The organism is Anaeromassilibacillus sp. Marseille-P3371, from assembly GCF_900169665.1.
Taxonomy (GTDB): Bacteria; Bacillota; Clostridia; order Oscillospirales; family Acutalibacteraceae; genus Anaeromassilibacillus.
Window position 1 is genome coordinate 2,027,841 of the sequence record NZ_LT835157.1, and the last position, 21,802, is coordinate 2,049,642.

Here is a 21,802-nt window from a genome sequence, read left to right on the forward strand (position 1 = left end):
CCGCCGGTGGAAGCGCCGATGTCCATGCAGACCTTGTTTTCCAGGGAAATGGGAAATTGTTCCATGGCCTTTTCCAGTTTTAAACCACCCCGACTGACGTAAGGCAGCGTTGCCCCGCGCACTTCGATCTTTGCCGAAGCCGGCAGCATGGTGCCTGGCTTGTCGGATTTTTGATTGTCCACGTAGACATTGCCTGCCATAATCATCGCGCGCGCTTTTTCCCGGCTCTGCGCGAACCCCTGCTCAAAAAGCAGGCAGTCCAACCTCTTCTTTTCTGCCACTTTTTAACTCCTAATCAAGATGTTCTACCCTCTATGGGAGAATCCATCCTTATCTCTATTTCAAATTATGTCCAATTTTGGACTGCATCGATCACGATGCGATACATTCCATCCGCATCCAACCGCAAATCGTGTAGCGATTCCTTCATGGTCGCATGCCGCACAAATCCACGGATCGCATGCAGCATATAAACGCCCTGAAAACCGGCCTGATGTAGCAAATGCTCAAAATGCTCACCCACACCGCCCTGTTCGATTCCTTCCTCAAAGAAGAAAACACGCTTTGCTCCTTTCGCTGCTTCCACCGCCTCGGGAGGGATCGGCTTGATCCGGTTGAGCTTGATAATCCGCACAGAAATTCCTTCTTCTTTCCAGCGAGACAGCGCTTCACAAGCAAAGGAGAACAACCGGCCATACGTCACCAGTACGGTGTCTGCCTGTCCCTCTCCGTAGAAGCAAAACGCCTTTCCGTTCGGCCGGTAATCATATGGGCGGAACAACTGCCCTCCGCGCGGATAGCGAACCGCCGTCACACCGTCGCAATCATACAGCGCGGTGTGCAAGGTCTCCCGAAGTTCATCGTAATAAGCCGGGGAAAACACGGTACAATTCGGCACCGTATTCAAAAAGGCTGCGTCAAAAATCCCCTGATGGGTTTCGCCATCCTCACCCACCACGCCTGCACGGTCGATGGCAAAGGTGACTTTGAGATTTTGCAGCGCTGCATCGTGGATGATCTGATCGTATCCGCGTTGTAAAAATGTGGAGTAGATTGCGCACACCGGACGCATCCCTCCGGCTGCAAGGCCTCCTGCAAATGTCACTGCGTGCTCCTCTGCGATACCCGTATCAAAAAAACGGTCTGGAAAGCGCTTGCCAAACTCGGTCAAACCCGTCCCCATTTGCATTGCCGCTGTGATAGCGCAGACGCTTCGATCATTAGCCGCTACCTCGCAGAGATATTGGCCAAATTGGCTGGAAAAATCCTCTCCGCTGGAGAGCTTTTTTCCCGTATGGACGTCGAATTTGGAAATCCCATGAAATACACCGGGATTTTCCTCCGCAAAGGAGTACCCTTTTCCCTTTGCAGTAATCACATGCAGCAGGATGGGGTGCTCGATGTGCTTGGCGTTCTCCAAAACTTCCAAAAGCTGCGGCAGGTTATGCCCATCGAACGGACCGTAGTAGATAAAGCCCATATCTTCAAATAGCGTATTATTGTACAGCAGGTGCTTAACCGCCGTTTTTGCGCCCGAAATCGCGCGGTGCAAAGACGGCCCCACTCCCGGCAATTTATCCACTGCAGATTCCAAATTCCCTTTTGCACGCAAATAGCCGGGCTTCGTGCGAATCTGCGCCAGATAGCGCGCCATAGCCCCTACACTGCGGGAAATCGACATCTTATTGTCATTCAGAATAACAATAAAATTTTTTGGGAATCGCCCCGCATTATTTAGCCCTTCATAGGCCATCCCGCCTGTCAGAGACCCGTCCCCGATCACGGCAACCACATGCCCTGGCTCATGACGAATCTTTTTTGCCACAGCCATCCCGTACGCTGCTGAAATGGCCGTACTTGCATGCCCTGCATTAAAAGGATCGTACGGACTTTCCGCCCGGTTTGGATAGCCACATAGCCCGCCCCGCATTCGGATGGTGTCGAGCTGCTCCCGGCGTCCAGTGAGAATCTTATGGGTATACGCCTGATGCCCCACATCCCAGACAATTTTATCCTGTGGCGCACGAAACACTCTATGTAGAGCAACCGTCAACTCCACGACCCCCAGATTGGAGGCCAAATGACCGCCATTATTGGCGACCGTATGAATGATTTTTTCCCGAATCTCCGAACATAGCAGCTCCAGTTCCTTTTCAGAAAGATTCTGCAAATCGTCCGGCCGGTTGATTCGATTCATCAGGTTCTCCATTCGAAAGTCCCCAGTGTTTCACTGTGGGCCGGGTTACATCGAAAGCCCGTTTTGTAGCCGGGCCGCTGTTAACGTATTGCGCAGCAACATCGCAATCGTCATGGGTCCTACGCCACCTGGAACCGGAGTGATATATCCAGCAACCTTCTCGACCTCTGCAAAGTCGACGTCACCACAGAGCTTACCATTTTCATCGCGGTCCATCCCCACGTCAATTACCACTGCACCTGGCTTTACCATATCCGCTGTCACGAATTTCGGCTTGCCGACCGCAGCTACCAAAATGTCCGCACGCTGGCAGATTTCCTTAAGATTTTGGGTTTTGCTATGACAAATGGTCACAGTCCCATGGTTGTGTAACAAAAGCATGGCCATTGGCTTGCCAACGATATTGCTTCGCCCGATCACGACGCACTCTTTGCCCTGGATCTCAATGTTTTGAGACCGCAGCAATTCGATAATACCCGCCGGTGTACAGGGCAGGAAATGGAAATTGCCGATCATGATGCGGCCAACATTGGAAGGATGGAACGCATCCACATCTTTCTCCGGAATAATTGCCTCCACCACGGCTTCTTCATCCAAGCCCTTCGGCAGCGGAGACTGGACCAAAATTCCGTTGATGTCTTTCTTGGCATTCAATGTGCGAATGAGTTCCATAAGCTCATCCTGCGTTGTAGTCGCCGGCAGGGCATACTCCTCGGAATAAATCCCTGTCTGTGCGCAGGCTTTCTTCTTGTTGTTTACATAAGTGCGCGACGCGGGGTCGTCCCCGACAATAACCACCGCCAGGCCCGGTGTGACGCCCTGCTTTTTGAGCGCCTCCACCTCTTCTGCTACCTGCGTGCGTACATTTGCCGATACTGCCTTTCCATCGATCAACTTTGCCATTTCCAAAATCCTCCTATACCGATCTTAGTCTTCCTGTTTCCCATTGTCCAGAACCTCGTCGACCTCTTCTGGGGCCACCTGCGTCCCCTCGCCCGCTGGAGATTCCAACGGCGTCTTCAGTGTGGTCAATGTAGGCTCTTCCCCTTCTGCCGGTTTTTCCTGGGAGTTCTCCCGCATTGCCGCCGGCTCTGGTTCTTCCTTCCCCTCTTCCGGCTCTCCAACCCCCTCAGGCTCCTGATTCGCCTCTGCAATGGCTGGCTCCGGACCATCTTCTTTTTCAAAGTTCTCCAACGTTTCTTCCCCTTCCGTCTCCAAAGAAACATCCTCTGTCTCCATCAATTCCTCGGGAATGGTCTCCTTGAGGGCATTCATCGCCATCACTTTGGCAGAGCCGCATCCGGAGAGGCTGGTGCGGTTGCGGAAGATCACCAAAAAGATCACGCCCACCAGTACCGTAGCTGCAGCCACCAGTTGAGAAACACGTAGATCGAAGAATGGAGTCAGCAGGCTGTCCGTGCGCAACCCTTCGATAAAGAAACGTCCAATCCCATACCATACCAAATAGAGAAGGAATACCTGCCCGTCATATCTTCTGAGCTTCCGGCAGAAGATATGTAGCAGGACGAATCCCAACAAACACCATACCGACTCATAGAAGAAGCAGGGATGCACCGGACCGTTTACCACGGCGCGAGTTCCCTCGCTGACCATACCCCAGGGCAGATCCGTCTGGCTGCCAAACGCCTCTTGATTGACAAAGTTTCCCCAACGGCCGATACCCTGTCCGATCAAAAAGCCCAATACCGCAATGTCCAACACAGCGGGAATTCTCAATTTGCAGATCTTTGCCGTGATTACGCCACCCAAAAGGCCGCCGATGATTCCTCCGTAGATGGCAAGTCCACCTTCGCGAATATTAAAAATCTGCATCGGGTCGCGAATATACAGATCGCCAGGATAGAAAAGTACATAGTAGAGCCGTGCCCCGATGATGCCGGTGACCATGCCGACCAACACACAGTTGACCAACTTGTCGCTGTTGATGTTCATCTTTTTACAGCTGAACATGGCATACAGGAATGCCAACATAAACCCAACGGCGATGATAATGCCGTACCAAGCAATCGGGGTATCCCCAATGCGAAAGGCTGTGGGGTCCACATGGAATTCCCAGCCGAGTTTCGGAAATTGTACAGTATACATTTCAAATCCACCTTCCCCGCGCGCGGTAAAAAATCAGGAAAGCCGCCAAGCTCCGCGCGGGAAGCCTGGCGGTTTGATTTTTCTTTGTTGAAAGTCGTGCGTTTTAGTCCACCGGGTACACCACTGATAAGGCGGAATATGCCGGGTCCAGCGCTTCTTCCAAACGCTTTTGGACGGAGTCCAGCTTCGCATTCGCCAGTTCATCGATGTAAGAATACAACTCGCGGCCGGCAAAGGCAAACACTGCCATTGAGTTCGCAATATTGTCCACACTGTTTAAGGCGGCAATGTTTCTGCCATACAACGCTTTTTTCGCACGCTGGAACGCCTCCGGGTCAATACCGTCCCGGCGCAAGCGCTCCGTTTCCGCGCGAATTTCCTCAGCCACGCGGTCCGGGTCCTTGGACTCTCCGGAGAAGATGACGGATGCATACCCTGGTCCTTCAAAATACTCATACCCAAAGGAAGATTCATTAATCAATCCCGCATCCAACAAGCGGCGGAACAGAGGAGAAGCGTCGGAAGCCATCAATTCCAGTAGAATCTCTGTCTCTGCAAGCTCCTTGGTCGTGCGGCGGCTTACTGCATTTTCTTTAAAGCCCAGCTGAAACAGAGGCGTCACAACCGAGAGCTTTTGTTCCACCCGCGTCTTGACCACTTCACGCGGCTCTTCTTCGAAGATGCGCTCAATCTCCACAGGCTTCGAAGGCTTGAGCATGCGGTCGCAGAGATCGAGAACTTTGTTCAGCTCCACGTTGCCAGCAACGCAAAGGACCATGTTATTCAAATTATAGAAGGTGTGGTAGCAGCGGTAAAGCAACTCCGGCGTAATTTGGGCAATGCTCTCCACTGTACCCGCGATGTCCACCTTGACCGGATGCTTGTGATACAACGCCTCCAGAAGATTGAACATCACACGCCATTGCGGATCGTCGTCGTACATGCGAATCTCCTGGCCGATAATCCCCTGTTCCTTTTGTACCGTCTGCTCGGTAAAATAGGGGGACTGTACAAAGTCCAGCAGGATCTCCAACGACTCATATACATTCTCTGTACAGGAGAACAGATAACAGGTTACGTCAAACGAGGTGTATGCGTTTGCATTGGCTCCTGTCTTGGCATAGCGCGCGAATGCATCTCCATCCTCGCTCTCAAAGAGCTTGTGCTCCAAATAATGGGCGATACCAGCCGGTACGGTGCAGGCATCCGCTTCATCCGAGCGCTTAAAGGTAGTATCCACAGACCCATAACGGGTACCAAATACCGCGTAAGTGGAATTGTTCTGTTCCTTTGGATAGACGAAAATACGAAGGCCGGAGGGATGCTTCACTTCATAGTACCGATCCCCCACACGGTCGCTCTTGACTTCTCGAATCACGTTCATTGTGCATCCTCCCCATTTCCCACCAGGCAGTACACGGTGTCCAATGTCACACGGTTGGCAGCGTCGATGATTTCCTGCCGGGTGACCGCATTGATCTGTGCAGCCGCCTCATCAGGCTGCTGCGAATGGCTGGCAAAGGTCTGGGAAAGATACCAGTTTTCCAACCCACCCAAGGAGTCAGAGAGCGTACGGTAACTGTTGCAGAGGCTCATCTTGGCCGCCTCCACTTCGCTCTCGTCAAAATGGCCTTGCTTGACCTCATCGAGCTGGCGCAGGATTTCTTCCCTTGCACGCTCGATATTTTTGGCCTCCACACCGCTCTGTACCAGCAGAATTCCCTTCATGCTGTTGTAAGATGCGCTGCAATAATAACACAAACTCAACTTTTCCCGTACATTCAAAAAGAGTTTGGAGTTCGGCGTCCCCCCAAAAAGAGCCGTCATCAAGCGTGTTGCAGGCACGGCTTCGTCCGGCGTTGCCGTTCCTGCGCGGAAGCCCAAAACAAGCTTCCCTTGCGCTACATCCATCTTCTCTGTGACCTCATGTACCTGTTCCGCAGAACGAACGACCATCGTCGTACAATCGGCGGTCTTTCGGCCGCCCAGTTTCTCGAATGCGGCGCGGAACCCCTCATAGACCGGCTCCGGGTCACAATCGCCCAACACCATCAGTTCTACCTTCGCCGTATCCAGAAGGCGCTTCCACGCCTCCGTCAATGCAGGGCGCTGCACCTGCGCAATGTCCTCCTTGCCGCCATAGCGATTAACGCCATACGGCTCATCCGCACACATAATGGCTTCACAACGCTGACGGGCATACGTGCGCTTGTCGCTATATTCGGAGTCGATCAACTCCACTGTCTGGCGTTTCTCCTGTTCAAAGCCGTCCTCCGGAAACAAGCCGTCCACCAGCGGCGGGTCAAACAAAATGCTGCAAAGAAGCTTTGCCAGCTCCCCTGAGATGGCTTCCCCTTCCAATGCATAGCGGTCTGCAATACCGGACGCTGAGAGAGAAAGCACCTGCAAATCGCCGAGCTTCTGGACGTCCGCATTCAGAGACGCCCCATAGAGTTCTGCGAGCCGCTGGCCTAGCTTGGTAAAATCGGGATATTCCCGGCTGGCCCGACTGAGTAAAAACGGCAAAAGCGCATTCTCTGCCGCGGTCTGCCGGCTCATCGGCACGATCAGATGGGCAGAAATGCGCATCGTTTTGAACTTCGTATCACGAATACTTCTAAAATTGACACCGTCACAAATGACGCGCTGTTCAATTCCGATCATTCCATCATCTCCATATTAAAAATCAACCTGCAAACAGAAACCATAAGCTGCATTGCGGCCCCAATCGCCATAACCGTTCCACGGCATATGGACCGCTGTATTGTCTCCATAAGCATGATTACATACACGGAATCAAAACTTCCCATTGCCCGATTCCGATTGGTTCGCGAAGTTATTATAGCACACCATCCCTGTTAAGAAAAGGAAAAATCTATGAACATACAAAAAATGCGGCTATTTATACACCGTCCTCCCCATAGTCTGCGCCTTGCCATTCCTCTGACACGATGGTATAATTTACAAAAAGAAAAGTGGGTTGTTTTTGAACGGAAGAAGCGGGATTTTTGTATTTTTTTCGGATGGGCGGCCACGATTCAAAACTTCTAAAAAGAATGGATGGGATAAGATTGAATGCGAAAAAACAACTACGGCTGGCAGAATTGGGCCTTTTGGTGGTCACCATCATCTGGGGCAGCGGATTTGTCGCAGTGAAAAGCGCAACCGGAAGTCTCGAACCAGCTGCCATTGTTGCGTTGCGTTTCGCGATCGCTGCTGTTTTGATGTGTGTCGTCTTTTTCCGGCGGCTGAAAAAAATCGACAAGGGTTGTATCAAAGCCGGCGCTTTGGCTGGTTTTCTCTATTATTTGGCCTTTTACCTGCAAACATTGGGCGCCAAATACACCACAGCCGGAAAAAACGCCTTTTTAACGGCCGTCTATGTTGTGCTGGTCCCTTTTTTATACTGGATCATTAAAAACCAACGGCCGGACGTCTACAATATCTCGGCTGCGTTTCTTTGTTTGATTGGTATTGGGCTTCTCTCGCTCAACGCGGATTTCTCCATCAACATGGGGGATGGTTTTTCTCTGTTGGGCGGCGTTGGTTTTACTGCACAAATCGTTGCCGCTGCTATTTTAACCCAAAAGCATGACCCTATACTGCTCTCGGTCACGCAGTTTGGCTTTGCTGCCCTATTTGCAGCGATCACGTCCCTTTTGACCGAACCGATCCCCACCCAGTTTGCTCCGGATGCTCTCACTTATATCCTTTACCTTGGCGTGTTCAGCACGATGATCGCCTTATTGCTCCAGACCGTCTGCCAAAAATACGTCCCCGCCTCTAAAGCGTCTTTGATTTTGTCTTTGGAATCGGTGTTTGGATGTATATGTGGTATTATTTTTCTGCACGAAGCACTCTCTGAGCGCATCCTTGCAGGATTTGTCTTAATCTTTGGCGCCATTTTGCTCTCTGAGGTCAAGCCCGCTTTTCTTCGTGTTGGTTTTCTAAAAAAATCGTCCATACCAATTCAAAGAGAGGAGAAAGAAGGGTCTGAAGGATGAACGATCTTTTCCAAAATCCGCTTTGCCGTCCTTTTGATTTTCCAGGTTCGTCCCAGCACGGCGTCCTATTGGTACACGGCTTTACAGCCACGCCCGGTACCATGCTGCCATTGGGCAAAGCGCTGGCCCAGTGCGGGTTCCGCGTCAAAGGAATTCTCTTACCTGGACATGGAACGAATGCGGAGGACATGGAACTTCGACGATGGCCCGAATGGCTTGCTGCTGTACAAGCAGGATTTGACCAATTGGTAAGCGAATGCGAGCGGGTCAGTGTAGCAGGCTTATCCATGGGAGGGACACTCGCGCTTCTTTTGGCGCAAACGCGCCCAGTCTATCGCGCGGCGGTCCTCTGCGCGGCGTTACGAGTGCGTAACCGCGCAAGCCGCGCTGCACGTATCCTCTGGCCGGTGATGCGTTATCACACGCAAGCCCCTTTTTCCTATGACGGGGAATTTCTTGCACAATACAACGCCTGCTATGACCGTACACCGGTGAGGAGTGTCGCAGAACTCAATGCGTTGATGCGCCATACCCTCCATGGCCTGAAAGGCGTCCGCTGTCCGCTCCTGGTGGTTCGCGCCGGACAAGATGAGACGGTGCTTCCAGTGAGCGCGGAGATCATTATGAATCGGGCGGCTTCTACCCACAAACGATTACTCACCCTTTTGAATAGCCCACATGTTTGTACACTGGGGCCGGAGCGAGAACGCCTATTTGCAGAAATTGCCCATTTTTTTGGCAGCCCCTGAAACATCGACCCATATGAATAAAATAAGAGGGTGTCCCAAAAGTCATAAAATGACGAAAGGGATACCCTCGTTTTTTAGAAACTCCGAGTTTTTTTCAAAACAGAAAGGGGATGCCCCTTTCCTATGAATCGAAAGATTCGTAGTTTGGGAACACCCTCTTTTCCATTGGATTATACCTGTGCCAAGGCCTGTTTGATGTCGTCCAAGATGTCCTCCGGATTTTCAATACCCACGGACATACGAATCATATCTGCGCTGATGCCGCCCTCTATGAGCTGCTCATCCGTCAACTGGCGGTGTGTGGTGCTGGCGGGATGCAGCACACAAGTCCGCAGATCCGCTACATGGATCACGATGGAAGCAAGCTTCAAGCTCTCCATAAACTTGGCAGCAGCCTCTCTGCCGCCCTTGATTCCGAAGGAGATCACCCCACAGGTGCCATTCGGCATATACTTTTGGGCCAACTGGTAATATTTACTACTTTTGAGCCCTGGGTAATTGACCCACGCAATGTGGTCATCCTGTTCCAAGAATGCGGCAACCTTCAACGCATTGGAGCAATGGCGCTCCATACGCAGGGCGAGCGTCTCCAAGCCAAGGTTCAGCAGGAAAGCATTCTGCGGGCTCGCCTGCGCTCCCAAATCACGCATCAAGTGAGCGCGCGCTTTGGCGATATAAGCCGCATTGCCGAACTGCTTGCAGTAGACAACGCCATGATAGGATTCATCCGGCTCTGTGAACTCCGGGAATTTCCCATTGTTCCAGTCAAATTTTCCACTGTCCACAATCACGCCGCCAACCTGTACGGCATGTCCGTCCATATACTTGGTGGTGGAGTGGATGATAATATCCGCCCCGAATTCAAATGGCCGGCAATTGATTGGGGTTGCAAAGGTGTTGTCCACAATCAACGGAACCCCATGCGCATGCGCCACTTTTGCAAAGAGTTCCAAATCTGTCACAATCAAGGCCGGATTCGAGAGCGTCTCCGCAAAAACACATCGCGTATTCGGCTGGAATGCAGCATGTAGCTCTTCCTCAGTGCTCTCCGGAGAGACAAAAGTAAAATCAATTCCCATCTCATGCATGGTCTTATAAAAAAGGTTAAATGTCCCGCCATAAATTGCACTGGAACAAACAACATGTCCACCTGCGCGGCAAATATTAAAAATAGAAATCAAAGAAGCCGCCTGCCCGGAAGAGGTAATCAGCGCACCAACGCCCCCCTCCAGCGCCGCAATTTTCTTTTCAACTGCATCGATCGTAGGATTTCCCAGACGGGTATAAAAGAACCCATCCTTCTCCAAATCAAATAGTTTTCCCAGCGTCTCCGCGTGGTCATACTTATAGGTTGTACTCTGGACAATGGGTAGCACACGCGGCTCTCCGTCGCCGGGCGTGTATCCAGCATGGATACAATTGGTATCAATTCGATACGGACTCATGGAAACATTCCTCTTTTCACATCTGAATTTATGATGACCGCCGCGAAGGGTCCCGCACACCGAAGGCGCCAAACGATTTTCTCCGGCCTGCGGAACCACAAGTGCGGTTAAAAACGTATATCATCAAGGATAGAGCAGAGATTTTACCCATCCTGCCGCCGCATCCGCCATCGTGACAACGGCCCAGATCAACAAAATAAAAAGCACCACTGAAATTGCACGCACGATGAATCGCTTGCGCGGGCTCATTTCAGCAGCTTCATCCGCTTCTTCAGCGCTTTTTCCCGAACCGGTTACACCGATATGATGCATCAATTCAACCGCCTCTTCCAAACGGTCATACGGCACAAAGATGTTTTTATTACACATCCCGCCTTCCCCTGCATAGGCGGATGCAATCCCTTCTACACCGCAAACACGTTCCTCATGTGGGATTTCCTGGCCGTCCAACGCACCGGCGATTCTACGGCATTTTTTCTCTGTCGCTGTAAGCAGCATCACCGGGTCGCCCTCCTGGGGTTCCCGCAGCTTTTTGCTGTTGCAGGCAGGGCAACGATCCCCTTCTTTTACCAGGACCTGGCACTTGGGACAATAGAGCATCGTTTCACTTCCTCTCTGTTCTTGTACCATCATAGCACACGAACAGGCGCTCTTGCAATCTTTTTATCCCCGCTAGCCGAAAATAGGCTGAAGCTGTCGCCCCTCCAATGCGGCAAGGGCCGCTGGGAGCAACTTCTCAAAGTCCGCCACCAGAGAATACGGTTTTTTCTCTGGATCATCCTGCGCCAAAGGCACAAAATAGACATGTTTCGTGTTGAGCAATTTACCAATGTTCTGTGCAGATGCTGCCAACGCATCGTTGGTCGCTAGCGCTAAAAGAACCGGCCGGCCAATGCGCAGATTGGATTTTACCGCCATCGTGACTGGCGTGTCCGTGATGCCATTGGCAAGCTTTGCAAGGGTATTTCCTGTACAAGGTGCCACGATCATCAGATCAACCATCTTCTTGGGGCCGATCGGTTCCGCCTCCACAATGGTCTGTATAACATCCCGTCCAGAAATGTCGTGCAGCTCCTGCACAAAGTCGGCTGCTTTGCCAAATCGCGTGTCCGTTTTTGCCGCATTATAGGACATGACCGGCAATAAATGGTATCCCTTTTCCGCTAAGAAACGCATTTGCTTCAGGGACTTCGAAAAAGTACAGAACGAGCCGCACAGTGCATAGCCAAACGTCAAATCGTTCAAAGTCCTCACTCCTCCATGATGTTGTAGATGGTGTTTTTGATGATTTCTCCAGCTGCCTTTGGTGCAACCCGGCCGGGTAAAGACAATGCTTTGATCGTTCGGATTCCCAGCTTGTCGGCCGCCTCATAGTCCACGCCGCCGGGAGCGCTGGCCAAGTCGATCAAAATGGTGCCTTCCCGCGCCTTGGAAAGCATTCTTCTGTTAAAAACCATGGCGGGAATGGTATTGAAGATCAAGTCGTATTGGTCCCGGTCGCAGATGTCGTCCGTTTTGATCGCCTGATATCCGAACAATTCAATCCAGGCAAGGTCGCTTGTTCTACGGGCGCTCACCGTGACCTTGGCGCCAATCCCACGCAGCATCCAAGCCAGCACCTTCCCTATCCGGCCGTATCCGGCCACCAGGCAATTGCTGCCATTGATGGTTCCCGCGTATTCCCGCATGGCAATTTCGAGCGCCCCTTCCGCTGTGGGAACCGTATTCTTTACCGCGAAATCCTCACGGGTATAGTAGTCATAGGCGTCGATGCCATCCCATAATTCACTGGTGAGGAACAACTTTCCCATCATCCCGCCAAAAACGGTCTTGTTGCGCATATACTCCGCAAAATCGTCGTCCAGCAGGGTCTTTTTTTCACTGTACTGCGTATTTAAGTACTTTCCGTCCGCTGTCACTGGCAAGGGCAGAATGATATTTTCACATCTGGCAGCGATCTCGCCCAATTCGGCTTTGATGACGCCTTTCTTAAAATCTACGGTGTCAAAACCGAATGCGTACACGGTGTATCCATCTGAAGCGATGGATTCGGCCAGAGCAATCTGCCGCCGGTCGCCGCCGACTACGCCGAAACTGTTATAATCGATCATATTTCAAACCTCCTGTACGGACTGAACAGCCGATCGTTCCCTCTTCCCTAGGAAATATGGCTGTAATCTATAGTATGGGGATTTTTTTACTATGTGATTATCCTAGACAAAATCCCCCCAAAGCCCACCAAAGATTTTTCTTGTCAAAATTTCAAGAAACTGTTTATTCTTTTGGGATTTTGCAATATAATAAATTAGTTAAGTCTGTCAATGGCGGACATTCCCTTATATACGGCCCAACCGGCCAAAAGCGTTTCCTTTTTTAACATCTACTAAGGAGATCATATAGAATGGACAGCAACGACATTTTAGCAAAGGTTCAGAAAATTCATTTTGTAGGGATCGGTGGGTCTGGCATGTGCCCAATCGCCGAGATCCTGCACCACAAAGGTTATCATCTCACTGGTTCCGACACCAACGAATCCGACACTTTACAACGGATTCGTTCCTATGGCATTCCCGTGTCTATGGGGCATCAAGCAGAAAACATTGGCGATGCCGAATTGGTTGTCTACACGGCGGCGGTGAAAGCAGATAACCCGGAACTTGTGGCCGCGCGTGAAAAGGGCATTCCAACGGTGGAGCGATCGGTCATGCTCGGCATGGTGACCCGGCGGTATCCCAACTCTGTGGCGGTCTCTGGAACACATGGAAAAACCACCACCACCGCGCTCATCACACAAATTTTTGTCAATGCGGGGATCGATCCCTCTGCCATCATCGGCGGCAAACTCCCCTTTATCGGTGGAAATGGCCGTGTCGGCAAATCAGAAACCATTGTCTGCGAAGCCTGTGAATATGTGGATACCTTCCTGCATTTGGAACCTGCGCTGTCCGTAATTTTAAATATCGACGCAGACCATCTGGATTATTTTAAAACTCTGGAAAATATCATTCGCTCGTTCCACCAGTTTGCCCTTCAAACTTCCCGCCTGCTTGTGGTAAACGGCGACGATGTCAACACCCGCAAGGCAGTCGAGGGAATCCCATCCGAGAAGCTCCTGACCTTCGGTTTTGAACAAGGCAATGACTACCGCGCAGTAAATGTCGCGGATACCAAGCGTGCCTGTGAACGTTTCACTGTCTTGAAAAAAGGTGTCCCACTTTGTGAAGCAAGCCTGCGGATTCCAGGAAAGCACAATATCTACAATGCATTGGCTGCGGTAGCTGTCGCAGACTTTATGGGAGTGGATGCGCAGACGATTGCGGAAAGTCTCCACCAATTCACAGGGGTACATCGCCGCTTTGAGATTCTCGGTACTTTTGACGGTGTGACCGTTGCTGACGATTTTGCCCATCACCCCACAGAACTGACCGCTACCCTAACCGCGGCTATGCAGATGGGGTTCCGTGAAGTGTGGGCGGTTTTCCAGCCACATACCTTCTCACGCACCTATATGCTGTTGGACGATTTTGCCAAAGCGTTGTCGATTCCCGATCATGCTGTGCTCTCGGAAATTCTTCCTGTACGTGAGGTCAACACCTACCATATTTACGCGAAGGACCTTGCTGAAAAGATTCCAGGTTGCGTGTGGTTTCCAACCTTTGAGGAAATCAGCGACTATGTACTTTCAAAAGCGCAGGAAGGGGATTTGATTCTTACTCTCGGTGGCGGCGACGTCTATAAATGCGCCAATCGGATTGTGGAGAAATATCAGGCGCAGGGAAAATAGAAAATTGCTTTTCTGTATGTAATACAAGGTTGCGTGTGAATCCGACAACCGTACCGTTGGATAGGGGGAGCCATGCTCCTGCATTGGCAGAAAATCCGGCTCCTCGGTACTGTTCGCTATCGTCGGATTTTACGGATCATCTCTCTGGTATGGCCCCTATCCAAGCCGGGTTTCATAGACAATTCATACCAATCGAATGCAGGTTGCAGTTTTTTGAAAAAGAACCGTATGTTCCATCTTCACCAAAAGGGAAAAAGAGGAATGCGGATATGGCCATCACAGCATCCTTTCGATTCCTTATCAAAGGAATTGGCCCTTCCTAACAGGGCATCCGCCATGTATTAGCCCCTTATTTATCGGATTGTTTCCTTTCAAAAAAGCTATCCCTTATGATGGTACGAGTCTGTAAAGCAAGGTTCTCTATCTCTGATTTTTAAAAGAAGTCCAAAATAAAAATAGGGTATTCAAAAGCCATTTCATGGCTTTTGGATACCCTTGTTTTTTTAGAAACGCAGATATTTTCCCAAACAGAAAGAGGATGCCCCTTTCCTATGAATCGAAAGATTCGTAGTTTTGGGACACCCTCTTTTCCCTTTTTATGGATTCACTCCATTTGGAAATCCGAAACCTCTTCGAGCCTTGGAATCTATTTCTCGCGCTTTCACAGAATATCTATCTCTTTATCGATTTTTCCCATCAAAGGGTTCCCCGTCAATACGGCCTAAAGAGACATACCGTTGCCTTTTAATACGCCGCGCTCAGCGGATTCAGCACACCATAGGCTTTGTTCTCAATGTCGTCAATATACTTGATTGCAAGGCCAGCACCGCGCGCAACACACATATCCGGTTCCTCCGCGATATGCACCGCCATCTTTGCCTTTTTCGAGATCAACTTATCAAAGCCAAACAGTTGTGCCGATCCCCCTGTCAGGATGATTCCATCGGAATACACATCCCCCATCAGCTCCGGCGGGGTTCTCTCTAACATCTCCTGTACGGTGCGAATAATCTGCATCGCCGGCTCAATCAATGCTTCCAACATCTCGTCGCAGGAGATGTCCGCCCATTGTGGCAAACCGGTCATGGCGTTGCGCCCCTTTACCCGATGCTTCACCATCTCCTTGCGCGGATAGACACAACCGATCGCAATTTTTGCCTCCTCTGCCATACGCTTGCCGATAATCAAATTATACTTCCGGCGTATATACTTGATAATCGCCTCGTCGAATGCATTGCCCGCTGTTTTGATCGACCGTGAAATGGCAATTCCGCTCAAAGACAACACGCCCATGTCCGTTGTACCGCCGCCAATATCTACAATCAACGTCCCATGCGGCTCGTCAATCTTGACACCCGCACCCATGGCTGCCGCAACCGGTTCCTCGATCAGACAAATTTTGCGTACGCCGGCCGAACTGATCGCATCCACCACAGCGCGCTTCTCCACTTCGGTAATCAAACAAGGGACACTCACTACAACACGCGGCATAAACACCTTGCTGCCACTGATTTTTTTCATATAATGGCTAATCAAATACTGCGCTAAGTCAAAGTTTGAGATTACACCATTGCAGAGCGGTTGAACGACATCGATACGATCCGAAGTCCGCCCAACCATCGCATAAGCTTCACTGCCGATGGCAACAACTTCGTCCGTTTCTACATTGTATGCCACAACAGCCGGTTCTTTCAAAATAATCCCTTTTCCGTCCAAATAAATCTTCACTGTGGACGTGCCCAAATCAATTGCAATGTCGGTTCCAAGCATGCATCATCACTTCCAATCTAAATCCATTTTCCGGCAATTTCAAAGTGGAGTGTACAGAATGATGCTTTGAAATTGCCGCAAAATAAAACATGTAAGTCCTGTTTTTCAGTGTACCAATTTATTATATTACATTCATGAAAGCTTTTCAACCGCTGTTCTACGATTCACTCCGGTGGACATCTGCGATTGCTGCACAGAACACCTGAGATGCACCAGCCTTGTACAGCATCCGTGCACATTCACAAAGTGTGGCGCCTGTGGTGACAATATCATCTACCAAGAGTACCGCCTTTCCAACCAGTTCTATTCTCTCATGAACCCGATAAACACCCCGCACATTTTTCTGGCGTTCTTCTCCCGAAAGTTCGTGCTGCACCCGATTTTCTTTGATTTTGAGAAGTACTTCTTCATATGGTAGCTTCAAGCACTCTGCCGTTCTCCGGGCAATCTGTTCCGACTGGTTGTATCCGCGTTCCCGTAAACGGCGTATGGAAAGAGGCACTGCCGTCACAAATGACGGATGATTCAACGGTACACTTTTCTGCAATTCCTCTGCAAGTATACGTCCGTAATACGCAGCATATTCCCGCTTTCCGTGGAACTTAAATCGCAAAAGCGATTCCTTCACCAGACCTTCATATGGATACAGCGTCAAACACCCTACAGTGTCCCCAGTTGGTCCCAGTTTCATGCGGCGGATAACGGAAGAAACAACTACGGCTTTTTCACAGGAATCACATATTTCCCATCCCGGATAGATGGGTTCCTCACAGAACAGGCATCTCGGTGGAAACAGCATATCCCCTAAAGTTTGGAAAACAGCTTTTAGCCCCATGCTTTTTTATTCCTCCTGATCGGCGCCTGTCAAAAAATACAAAAGGCCGGAATAGCGCCGGGTCTTGCGGGCATTCTCCACCATTGCCTGAACGGTACGCCGCATTCCCACCATCACCAACAAAGTTTTGGCGCGTGTAATAGCCGTATAGAGAAGGTTTCGGTAGCAGAGTTGTGGCGGTCCGGGGAACATGGGCATCACCACAGCCGTGAACTCGTTTCCTTGGCTTTTATGTACCGTCATTGCATAGGCCAGTTCCAGTTCAGAAGCCGCTTCGAGTTCATATAAAACCAGCCGGTCGTCGTCCATCAATACCGTCAAAACAGAGGCCCGGCGATCTACGCCACACAACACGCCCATATCCCCATTGAATACGCCTTCCCCGGTGGTTCCATCCGATTTATTCCAAGGCAGATTATAGTCGTTTTTAACCTGCATGACCTTATCGCCTTCGCGAAACAGAACGCCATTGACCGTGATCTCATTTTTGGAGCGGTCCGGCGGATTGAGTGCCGCCTGTAAGCGCTTATTCAGTTCATTGGTCCCCAGGTCGCCTTTCCTTCCCGGACAAAGCACCTGAATATCTGCGGTGGGAGAATATCCATAACTGGCGGGCAACCGCTTGGCACAAAGGCTGACAATGGTTTCCGCTACGTCCACAGCATTGTTGCCAGGCAAAAAGAAGAAGTCACTTGTCCGCACAAAAAGGTCGGGCATTTCGCCCGCCACGATTCGATGGGCATTGGTGACGATGAGGCTCTGCATGGACTGTCGGAAAATCTCGTTTAGACGCACGACGGGAAGCATCTCCGATGCAATCAGATCCCCCAACACATTTCCCGGCCCCACACTGGGAAGCTGGTCACTATCTCCCACTAGAATCAGGCGGCAGCCGAGTGGCAATGCGCGCAATACCGCTTCAAAAATCGTGACATCCACCATGGATAGCTCATCGATCACCAAAGCATCACAATCCAGATTATTCTTCTCGTTTTTGGCAAACGTGGGCTGGTCATTTTCGTCCCATTCTACCTGCAACAAACGGTGGATGGTCTTGGCTTCTTTCCCGGTCAAGTCCGACATTCGTTTGGCAGCACGGCCTGTTGGCGCGGCTAGGAGTACCTTTTCTCCCTTACGTTCCAAAATCTGAATAATCGCGTTGAGGGTTGTCGTCTTGCCAGTACCAGGACCGCCGGTCAGAATGAGCATTCCCTGGGATAGCGCTTTGCGAATGGCTTGCTTTTGCATCTCTGCATAACGGATGGAAAGTTCCTGTTCCAATACAGCAATATAATGATCGATTCCCACAATGGATTGTGCAGGGTACCGTAAAAGCATCCCGATACGTGCTGCCGCATAGACTTCAGAGCGGTGTAGCTTGGGGGTGAAAAGGAATTCTCTTCCGTTAAACCGTTGTGCAACGACAGAGCCATCCTGCTTCAGTTGTTCTAACGCCTCCTGCGTGAGCGATACCTCCACGCCGAGCATCCCGGCTGCAGCGGCAAGGAGCTTTTCCGCAGGCAGGCAGGTGTGCCCATTTCCGATATTGTGTTTTAAGACATAGACCACCCCTGCACGCAAGCGGCAAATGTCATCCTGTGGCCGCTCTAAAGAAGCGGCAATATCGTCCACACGGCTAAATCCGATATTCAATCCCTCCCCACACAGGCAATAGGGATTTTCCTGCACACATTCGACCGCTTGGGGACCGAATTGTTTCCAAATACGAACAGCCTCCTCCGGCGAAATCCCATACTGGCTAAGGCTGAGCATCATCTCTCGGATACCATGTACACGCTGGAACTCCTCTCCGATCTTGCGCGCTTTCTCCCGTGTAATCCCCTTGATCGCGCTCAAGCGCTCCGGCTCCTGTTCCAAAATTTGCAGCGTATGATCCCCAAAGGTGTCAACAATCCGAGCGGCTGTCGCCGCTCCTATCCCTTTGATCGCGCCAGAAGATAAATACTTCAACATCGCCACTGCAGTGGCTGGCTTGGAACGCTCAAAGGCTTCCACTTTAAACTGCGTTCCAAAACTTGGGTGGCTGCTCCAAGTGCCTATCACCCGAAGCTCTTCGCCAGCGCTCACCCAAGGGATCGTCCCTACCACGGTGACCAGCTCCTGCCCATTGTTGAGTTCCAAGACCGTATATCCATTTTTTTCGTTCCGAAAGACAACCCGCTCCACAGAGCCGGTCATCTCCAGAAGAGTTTCTTCGTACATTTCGGTTCCTCCCGCATGTCGGGTTTTGTCGATTCTTAATAGATACCTGCTTCCCCTGCGATCGACTTCCCGCCGGGCTCCTGGACGGGTTTTCCCATCCCGGCCCCGGGAAGCTACGCTTTTAGTATAGACGATTTTGTATGTATTTGCAAACTATTGTTCCAGGATTTCTGCCAGTTCCTCCGGTTTACAGATGTGAACATCCAAATTTTCACTGCTGATGATCCGGCAAACTTTTCGCGTCTCTTCATCCATCCCACGATCGACACACAGCACCCATTTTTCTTGCGTACTGTCCAGCCAACGCAGATGCTCCAATGCATTTTTCAGTGCAAGTTCTGCCTCTTCATCGTGGCCACTGAAGGAAATCACCCAGTACAGCGTTCCACGGTTGCGGGTTCGCAGAAAACGGAAGGACAACAGACGGAAGATTTCGGTCAATCCTACAATCGCCAGCAGGATCAGGATGGTCTTTAGAAACATGCCCCACATAAAAATCACCTCATCACAGTTTATGTGATAAGGTGATTTCCGCTCATATTTTTTCTAAAATCGTACCATTAAGCGCGCAGTACCGCCTTGAGCGCTTCCACCTGATCCCGCTGCTCCCATGGCAAATTCAGTTCCTCTCGTCCCATATGACCATAATTGGAAATCTGACGATAGATCGGACGGCAGAGGTCAAAATTCTGAATGATGGCGGCTGGCCGCAGGTCAAATACCTTGCGCACCGCATTTTCCAACTCTTCACTGGTATACGCAGACGTCCCAAAGGTATCCACTGCGATGGAAACAGGCCGCGCTACACCGATCGCATAAGCAAGCTGGACTTCGCATTTCTTCGCCAAACCTGCAGCAACGATGTTTTTCGCAACGTAGCGAGCAGCATAAGCGCCAGAACGATCCACTTTGGTCGGGTCTTTGCCGGAAAACGCACCGCCGCCATGGCGTCCATACCCGCCATAGGAATCCACGATGATCTTCCGCCCTGTCAAGCCGGTATCTCCCGCAGGGCCTCCTACGACAAAACGCCCCGTCGGATTGACATAAAACTTTGTACGCTCATCCAGCCACCTTTCCGGGATCGCAGCCTTAATGACGTGTTCCACTACATCAGCGCGAATCTGTTCCAAAGTAACATCCGGACTATGCTGGGTGGAAACTACGACGGTATCCACACGCACCGGAACGCCATCCTGATATTCCACAGTAACTTGTGATTTTCCGTCAGGACGCAGGTAAGCGAGCTCACGGCTTTTACGCACTTCGCTCAATTTTTTAGAAACCTTATGCGCCAAGGAAATCGCCAAAGGCATTAGCTCGGGGGTCTCGTCGCAGGCAAATCCGAACATCATTCCCTGATCTCCGGCGCCAATGCTATCCAAGGCGTCGGTTGCACCGTTTTGCGCTTCGTAGGACTTATTTACGCCCATTGCAATGTCGGGCGACTGCATATCAATCGATGTAATGACACCACAGGTGTTCCCATCAAATCCATATTTATTGTTGCTGTAGCCGACATCGATGGCCACATTCCGGGCGATGGATGCGATGTCCACATAGCACTCCGTAGAGATTTCTCCCATGATATGCAGCATTCCGGTGGTCGCTGTCACCTCGCAAGCTACATGTGCATGGGGGTCCTGCTCCAAAATTGCATCCAATACAGCGTCAGAAATCTGGTCGCAGAGCTTATCGGGATGTCCCTCTGTCACCGATTCGGATGTAAAAAAGTATTTTGCCATGTCTTATAAATCCTCCTGTTTGAAAATTACCATTCTTGTCCATATCCTTGGAAGCAGCCGCCTCCTACTTCAAGATTTCAGGTCATAGAAAAACCGCTCGGAAAACCGAGCGGTCTATAAAGCAACCTCATCTTTCGGCTTACCCGCAGGAATTAGCACCTTGCTGCATAGCAGGTTGCCGGACATCACAGGGCCTGTTCCCTCCGTCACTCTTGATAAGGACATATTCTGTTAACAGATATATTATAGCACGAGTTGCTTTCCCTGTAAAGGGACAAAATAAGAAAAATTCTTACAAATTTCTGTTAGGGCTGCCCAACGAGTTCCTTATGACGGCGAATAAAAGGTTGTAGCGCTTTAAAGACTACCGCAGTAATCACACAGTTGGCAGACGCCTTAATGAGATTAAAGGGTATGATGACCGGAAGGATCATATCCACAACCGCCTGCATGGGAACCCCCTGAAAATAACTGGTGAGTACAAGATTCAACGGAATCATCAGAGCGGTCATGGCCAACGTTCCAAGGACCATTCCGACGACCGTTTCACGGAATTTGTTGTGCCAACGGCTGAATTGTCCCACCAGGACCACCAGCGCACCGGATGCGACAACATGCATCACAAGGCCAATCCATCCGTCGCCTCCCAATAGAAACGCTTGAATCAGAGAAACAACCACTAGGATCACCAAACCGGGAAGGGTACCAAATAGCAAAGTCCCCAGCAAAATCGGCACGTCCGCCATATCGTATTTCATAAACGGAGCAGCAGGAATAATCGGAAACTGTGTGATGGTCACAAGAACGATTGCAATTGCAGCGAGCATTCCCATCTGCGCCATGCGGACTACGTTGTCTTTGGTGTTTGTTTTCATAGAAACCTCTCCTTTTTGTCCGGCTGTCTACGAAAAAAGCCCCGCAGCAAATGCCACGGGGCCCCAATA

19 protein-coding genes and 1 riboswitch are annotated in these 21,802 nt (G+C 50.7%); of the genes, 3 read left to right on the forward strand and 16 right to left on the reverse strand.

The window, feature by feature from the left end:
* The 6 genes from B9Y59_RS08260 to yfmF form a co-directional block, all read right to left on the reverse strand.
* Nucleotides 1–281 (reverse strand): S4 domain-containing protein (locus tag B9Y59_RS08260; RefSeq protein WP_256366516.1); only part of this gene is annotated, 281 nt, incomplete at its 3' end.
* A gap of 65 nt (nt 282–346) precedes the next feature.
* Nucleotides 347–2,209 carry a 1-deoxy-D-xylulose-5-phosphate synthase gene (gene dxs, locus B9Y59_RS08265; protein WP_085532889.1) on the reverse strand — a complete coding sequence of 621 codons (1,863 nt, stop codon included), beginning with the start codon at nt 2,207–2,209 and terminating at the stop codon, nt 347–349.
* Between the two features lie 33 nt (nt 2,210–2,242).
* A complete protein-coding gene (folD, locus tag B9Y59_RS08270) occupies nt 2,243–3,100 on the reverse strand; it encodes a bifunctional methylenetetrahydrofolate dehydrogenase/methenyltetrahydrofolate cyclohydrolase FolD (RefSeq protein WP_054323403.1) in 858 nt (285 codons plus the stop codon).
* A gap of 24 nt (nt 3,101–3,124) precedes the next feature.
* Entirely contained in the window at nt 3,125–4,303 is a 1,179-nt protein-coding gene (gene lgt / locus B9Y59_RS08275) for a prolipoprotein diacylglyceryl transferase (protein ID WP_085532891.1), read from the reverse strand.
* A gap of 103 nt (nt 4,304–4,406) precedes the next feature.
* A complete protein-coding gene (gene yfmH, locus B9Y59_RS08280) occupies nt 4,407–5,687 on the reverse strand; it encodes an EF-P 5-aminopentanol modification-associated protein YfmH (RefSeq protein WP_054323404.1) in 1,281 nt (426 codons plus the stop codon).
* On the reverse strand, nt 5,684–6,967 hold the full coding sequence (gene yfmF / locus B9Y59_RS08285; RefSeq protein WP_054323405.1) for an EF-P 5-aminopentanol modification-associated protein YfmF: 1,284 nt from the start codon (nt 6,965–6,967) through the stop codon (nt 5,684–5,686). The genes yfmH and yfmF overlap by 4 nt, the downstream gene beginning before the upstream one ends.
* A 407-nt stretch (nt 6,968–7,374) precedes the next feature.
* Between yfmF and B9Y59_RS08290 the strand changes: the two genes are divergently transcribed.
* Complete coding sequence (locus tag B9Y59_RS08290) at nt 7,375–8,307, forward strand: DMT family transporter (protein WP_158088983.1); 933 nt, start codon at nt 7,375–7,377, stop codon at nt 8,305–8,307.
* Nucleotides 8,304–9,056, forward strand: coding sequence for an alpha/beta hydrolase (locus B9Y59_RS08295; protein ID WP_085532895.1), 753 nt, complete (start codon nt 8,304–8,306; stop codon nt 9,054–9,056). The genes B9Y59_RS08290 and B9Y59_RS08295 overlap by 4 nt, the downstream gene beginning before the upstream one ends.
* 170 nt (nt 9,057–9,226) lie before the next feature.
* On the opposite strand, the gene B9Y59_RS08300 is transcribed toward B9Y59_RS08295, so the two are convergent.
* From B9Y59_RS08300 to dpsA, 4 genes are all read right to left on the reverse strand, one after another.
* Nucleotides 9,227–10,501, reverse strand: a complete 1,275-nt coding sequence (locus B9Y59_RS08300; RefSeq protein WP_054323408.1) for an O-acetylhomoserine aminocarboxypropyltransferase/cysteine synthase family protein — start codon at nt 10,499–10,501, stop codon at nt 9,227–9,229.
* 123 nt (nt 10,502–10,624) lie between these two features.
* Nucleotides 10,625–11,101, reverse strand: coding sequence for a hypothetical protein (locus B9Y59_RS08305; RefSeq protein WP_085532897.1), 477 nt, complete (start codon nt 11,099–11,101; stop codon nt 10,625–10,627).
* A 72-nt stretch (nt 11,102–11,173) separates the two neighbouring features.
* Complete coding sequence (locus B9Y59_RS08310) at nt 11,174–11,746, reverse strand: dipicolinate synthase subunit B (protein WP_085532899.1); 573 nt, start codon at nt 11,744–11,746, stop codon at nt 11,174–11,176.
* 5 nt (nt 11,747–11,751) lie between these two features.
* Complete coding sequence (gene dpsA / locus B9Y59_RS08315; RefSeq protein WP_242967278.1) at nt 11,752–12,612, reverse strand: dipicolinate synthase subunit DpsA; 861 nt, start codon at nt 12,610–12,612, stop codon at nt 11,752–11,754.
* A gap of 290 nt (nt 12,613–12,902) precedes the next feature.
* On the opposite strand from dpsA, the gene murC reads away from it, so the two are divergent.
* Nucleotides 12,903–14,285 carry a UDP-N-acetylmuramate--L-alanine ligase gene (murC, locus tag B9Y59_RS08320; RefSeq protein WP_054323410.1) on the forward strand — a complete coding sequence of 461 codons (1,383 nt, stop codon included), beginning with the start codon at nt 12,903–12,905 and terminating at the stop codon, nt 14,283–14,285.
* A gap of 744 nt (nt 14,286–15,029) precedes the next feature.
* Here murC and B9Y59_RS08325 read toward each other — a convergent pair.
* The 6 genes from B9Y59_RS08325 to B9Y59_RS08350 all read right to left on the reverse strand — a co-directional run bounded on the left by B9Y59_RS08325 (nt 15,030) and on the right by B9Y59_RS08350 (nt 21,733).
* The gene (locus B9Y59_RS08325) at nt 15,030–16,055 is read right to left on the reverse strand and encodes a rod shape-determining protein (protein WP_054323411.1); all 1,026 of its coding nucleotides are present in this window, start codon (nt 16,053–16,055) and stop codon (nt 15,030–15,032) included.
* 157 nt (nt 16,056–16,212) lie between these two features.
* Nucleotides 16,213–16,890 carry a ComF family protein gene (locus B9Y59_RS08330; RefSeq protein ID WP_085532901.1) on the reverse strand — a complete coding sequence of 226 codons (678 nt, stop codon included), beginning with the start codon at nt 16,888–16,890 and terminating at the stop codon, nt 16,213–16,215.
* Nucleotides 16,891–16,896: 6 nt separating this feature from the next.
* Nucleotides 16,897–19,113, reverse strand: a complete 2,217-nt coding sequence (gene recD2 / locus B9Y59_RS08335; RefSeq protein ID WP_085532903.1) for an SF1B family DNA helicase RecD2 — start codon at nt 19,111–19,113, stop codon at nt 16,897–16,899.
* A 153-nt stretch (nt 19,114–19,266) separates the two neighbouring features.
* Complete coding sequence (locus B9Y59_RS08340; RefSeq protein WP_054323414.1) at nt 19,267–19,605, reverse strand: hypothetical protein; 339 nt, start codon at nt 19,603–19,605, stop codon at nt 19,267–19,269.
* Nucleotides 19,606–19,673: 68 nt separating this feature from the next.
* Nucleotides 19,674–20,858: a methionine adenosyltransferase gene (gene metK, locus B9Y59_RS08345; RefSeq protein ID WP_054323415.1), complete on the reverse strand. Its 1,185-nt coding sequence runs from the start codon at nt 20,856–20,858 to the stop codon at nt 19,674–19,676.
* Nucleotides 20,859–20,982: 124 nt separating this feature from the next.
* Nucleotides 20,983–21,080: riboswitch (SAM riboswitch) on the reverse strand.
* An 83-nt stretch (nt 21,081–21,163) separates the two neighbouring features.
* Nucleotides 21,164–21,733 carry an ECF transporter S component gene (locus B9Y59_RS08350; protein WP_085532905.1) on the reverse strand — a complete coding sequence of 190 codons (570 nt, stop codon included), beginning with the start codon at nt 21,731–21,733 and terminating at the stop codon, nt 21,164–21,166.
* Nucleotides 21,734–21,802: the final 69 nt, after the last annotated feature.

Excerpts from the sequence above, each read along its gene's own strand:
- dxs (WP_085532889.1), bottom strand. The coding sequence starts at position 2,209 with ATGGAGAACCTGATGAATCGAATCAACCGGCCGGACGATTTGCAGAAT.
- folD (WP_054323403.1), bottom strand. The coding sequence starts at position 3,100 with ATGGCAAAGTTGATCGATGGAAAGGCAGTATCGGCAAATGTACGCACG.
- lgt (WP_085532891.1), bottom strand. The coding sequence starts at position 4,303 with ATGTATACTGTACAATTTCCGAAACTCGGCTGGGAATTCCATGTGGAC.
- yfmH (WP_054323404.1), bottom strand. The coding sequence starts at position 5,687 with ATGAACGTGATTCGAGAAGTCAAGAGCGACCGTGTGGGGGATCGGTAC.
- yfmF (WP_054323405.1), bottom strand. The coding sequence starts at position 6,967 with ATGATCGGAATTGAACAGCGCGTCATTTGTGACGGTGTCAATTTTAGA.
- B9Y59_RS08295 (WP_085532895.1), top strand. The coding sequence starts at position 8,304 with ATGAACGATCTTTTCCAAAATCCGCTTTGCCGTCCTTTTGATTTTCCA.
- B9Y59_RS08300 (WP_054323408.1), bottom strand. The coding sequence starts at position 10,501 with ATGAGTCCGTATCGAATTGATACCAATTGTATCCATGCTGGATACACG.
- B9Y59_RS08305 (WP_085532897.1), bottom strand. The coding sequence starts at position 11,101 with ATGCTCTATTGTCCCAAGTGCCAGGTCCTGGTAAAAGAAGGGGATCGT.
- dpsA (WP_242967278.1), bottom strand. The coding sequence starts at position 12,612 with ATGATCGATTATAACAGTTTCGGCGTAGTCGGCGGCGACCGGCGGCAG.
- murC (WP_054323410.1), top strand. The coding sequence starts at position 12,903 with ATGGACAGCAACGACATTTTAGCAAAGGTTCAGAAAATTCATTTTGTA.
- B9Y59_RS08325 (WP_054323411.1), bottom strand. The coding sequence starts at position 16,055 with ATGCTTGGAACCGACATTGCAATTGATTTGGGCACGTCCACAGTGAAG.
- B9Y59_RS08330 (WP_085532901.1), bottom strand. The coding sequence starts at position 16,890 with ATGGGGCTAAAAGCTGTTTTCCAAACTTTAGGGGATATGCTGTTTCCA.
- recD2 (WP_085532903.1), bottom strand. The coding sequence starts at position 19,113 with ATGTACGAAGAAACTCTTCTGGAGATGACCGGCTCTGTGGAGCGGGTT.
- B9Y59_RS08340 (WP_054323414.1), bottom strand. The coding sequence starts at position 19,605 with ATGTGGGGCATGTTTCTAAAGACCATCCTGATCCTGCTGGCGATTGTA.
- metK (WP_054323415.1), bottom strand. The coding sequence starts at position 20,858 with ATGGCAAAATACTTTTTTACATCCGAATCGGTGACAGAGGGACATCCC.
- B9Y59_RS08350 (WP_085532905.1), bottom strand. The coding sequence starts at position 21,733 with ATGAAAACAAACACCAAAGACAACGTAGTCCGCATGGCGCAGATGGGA.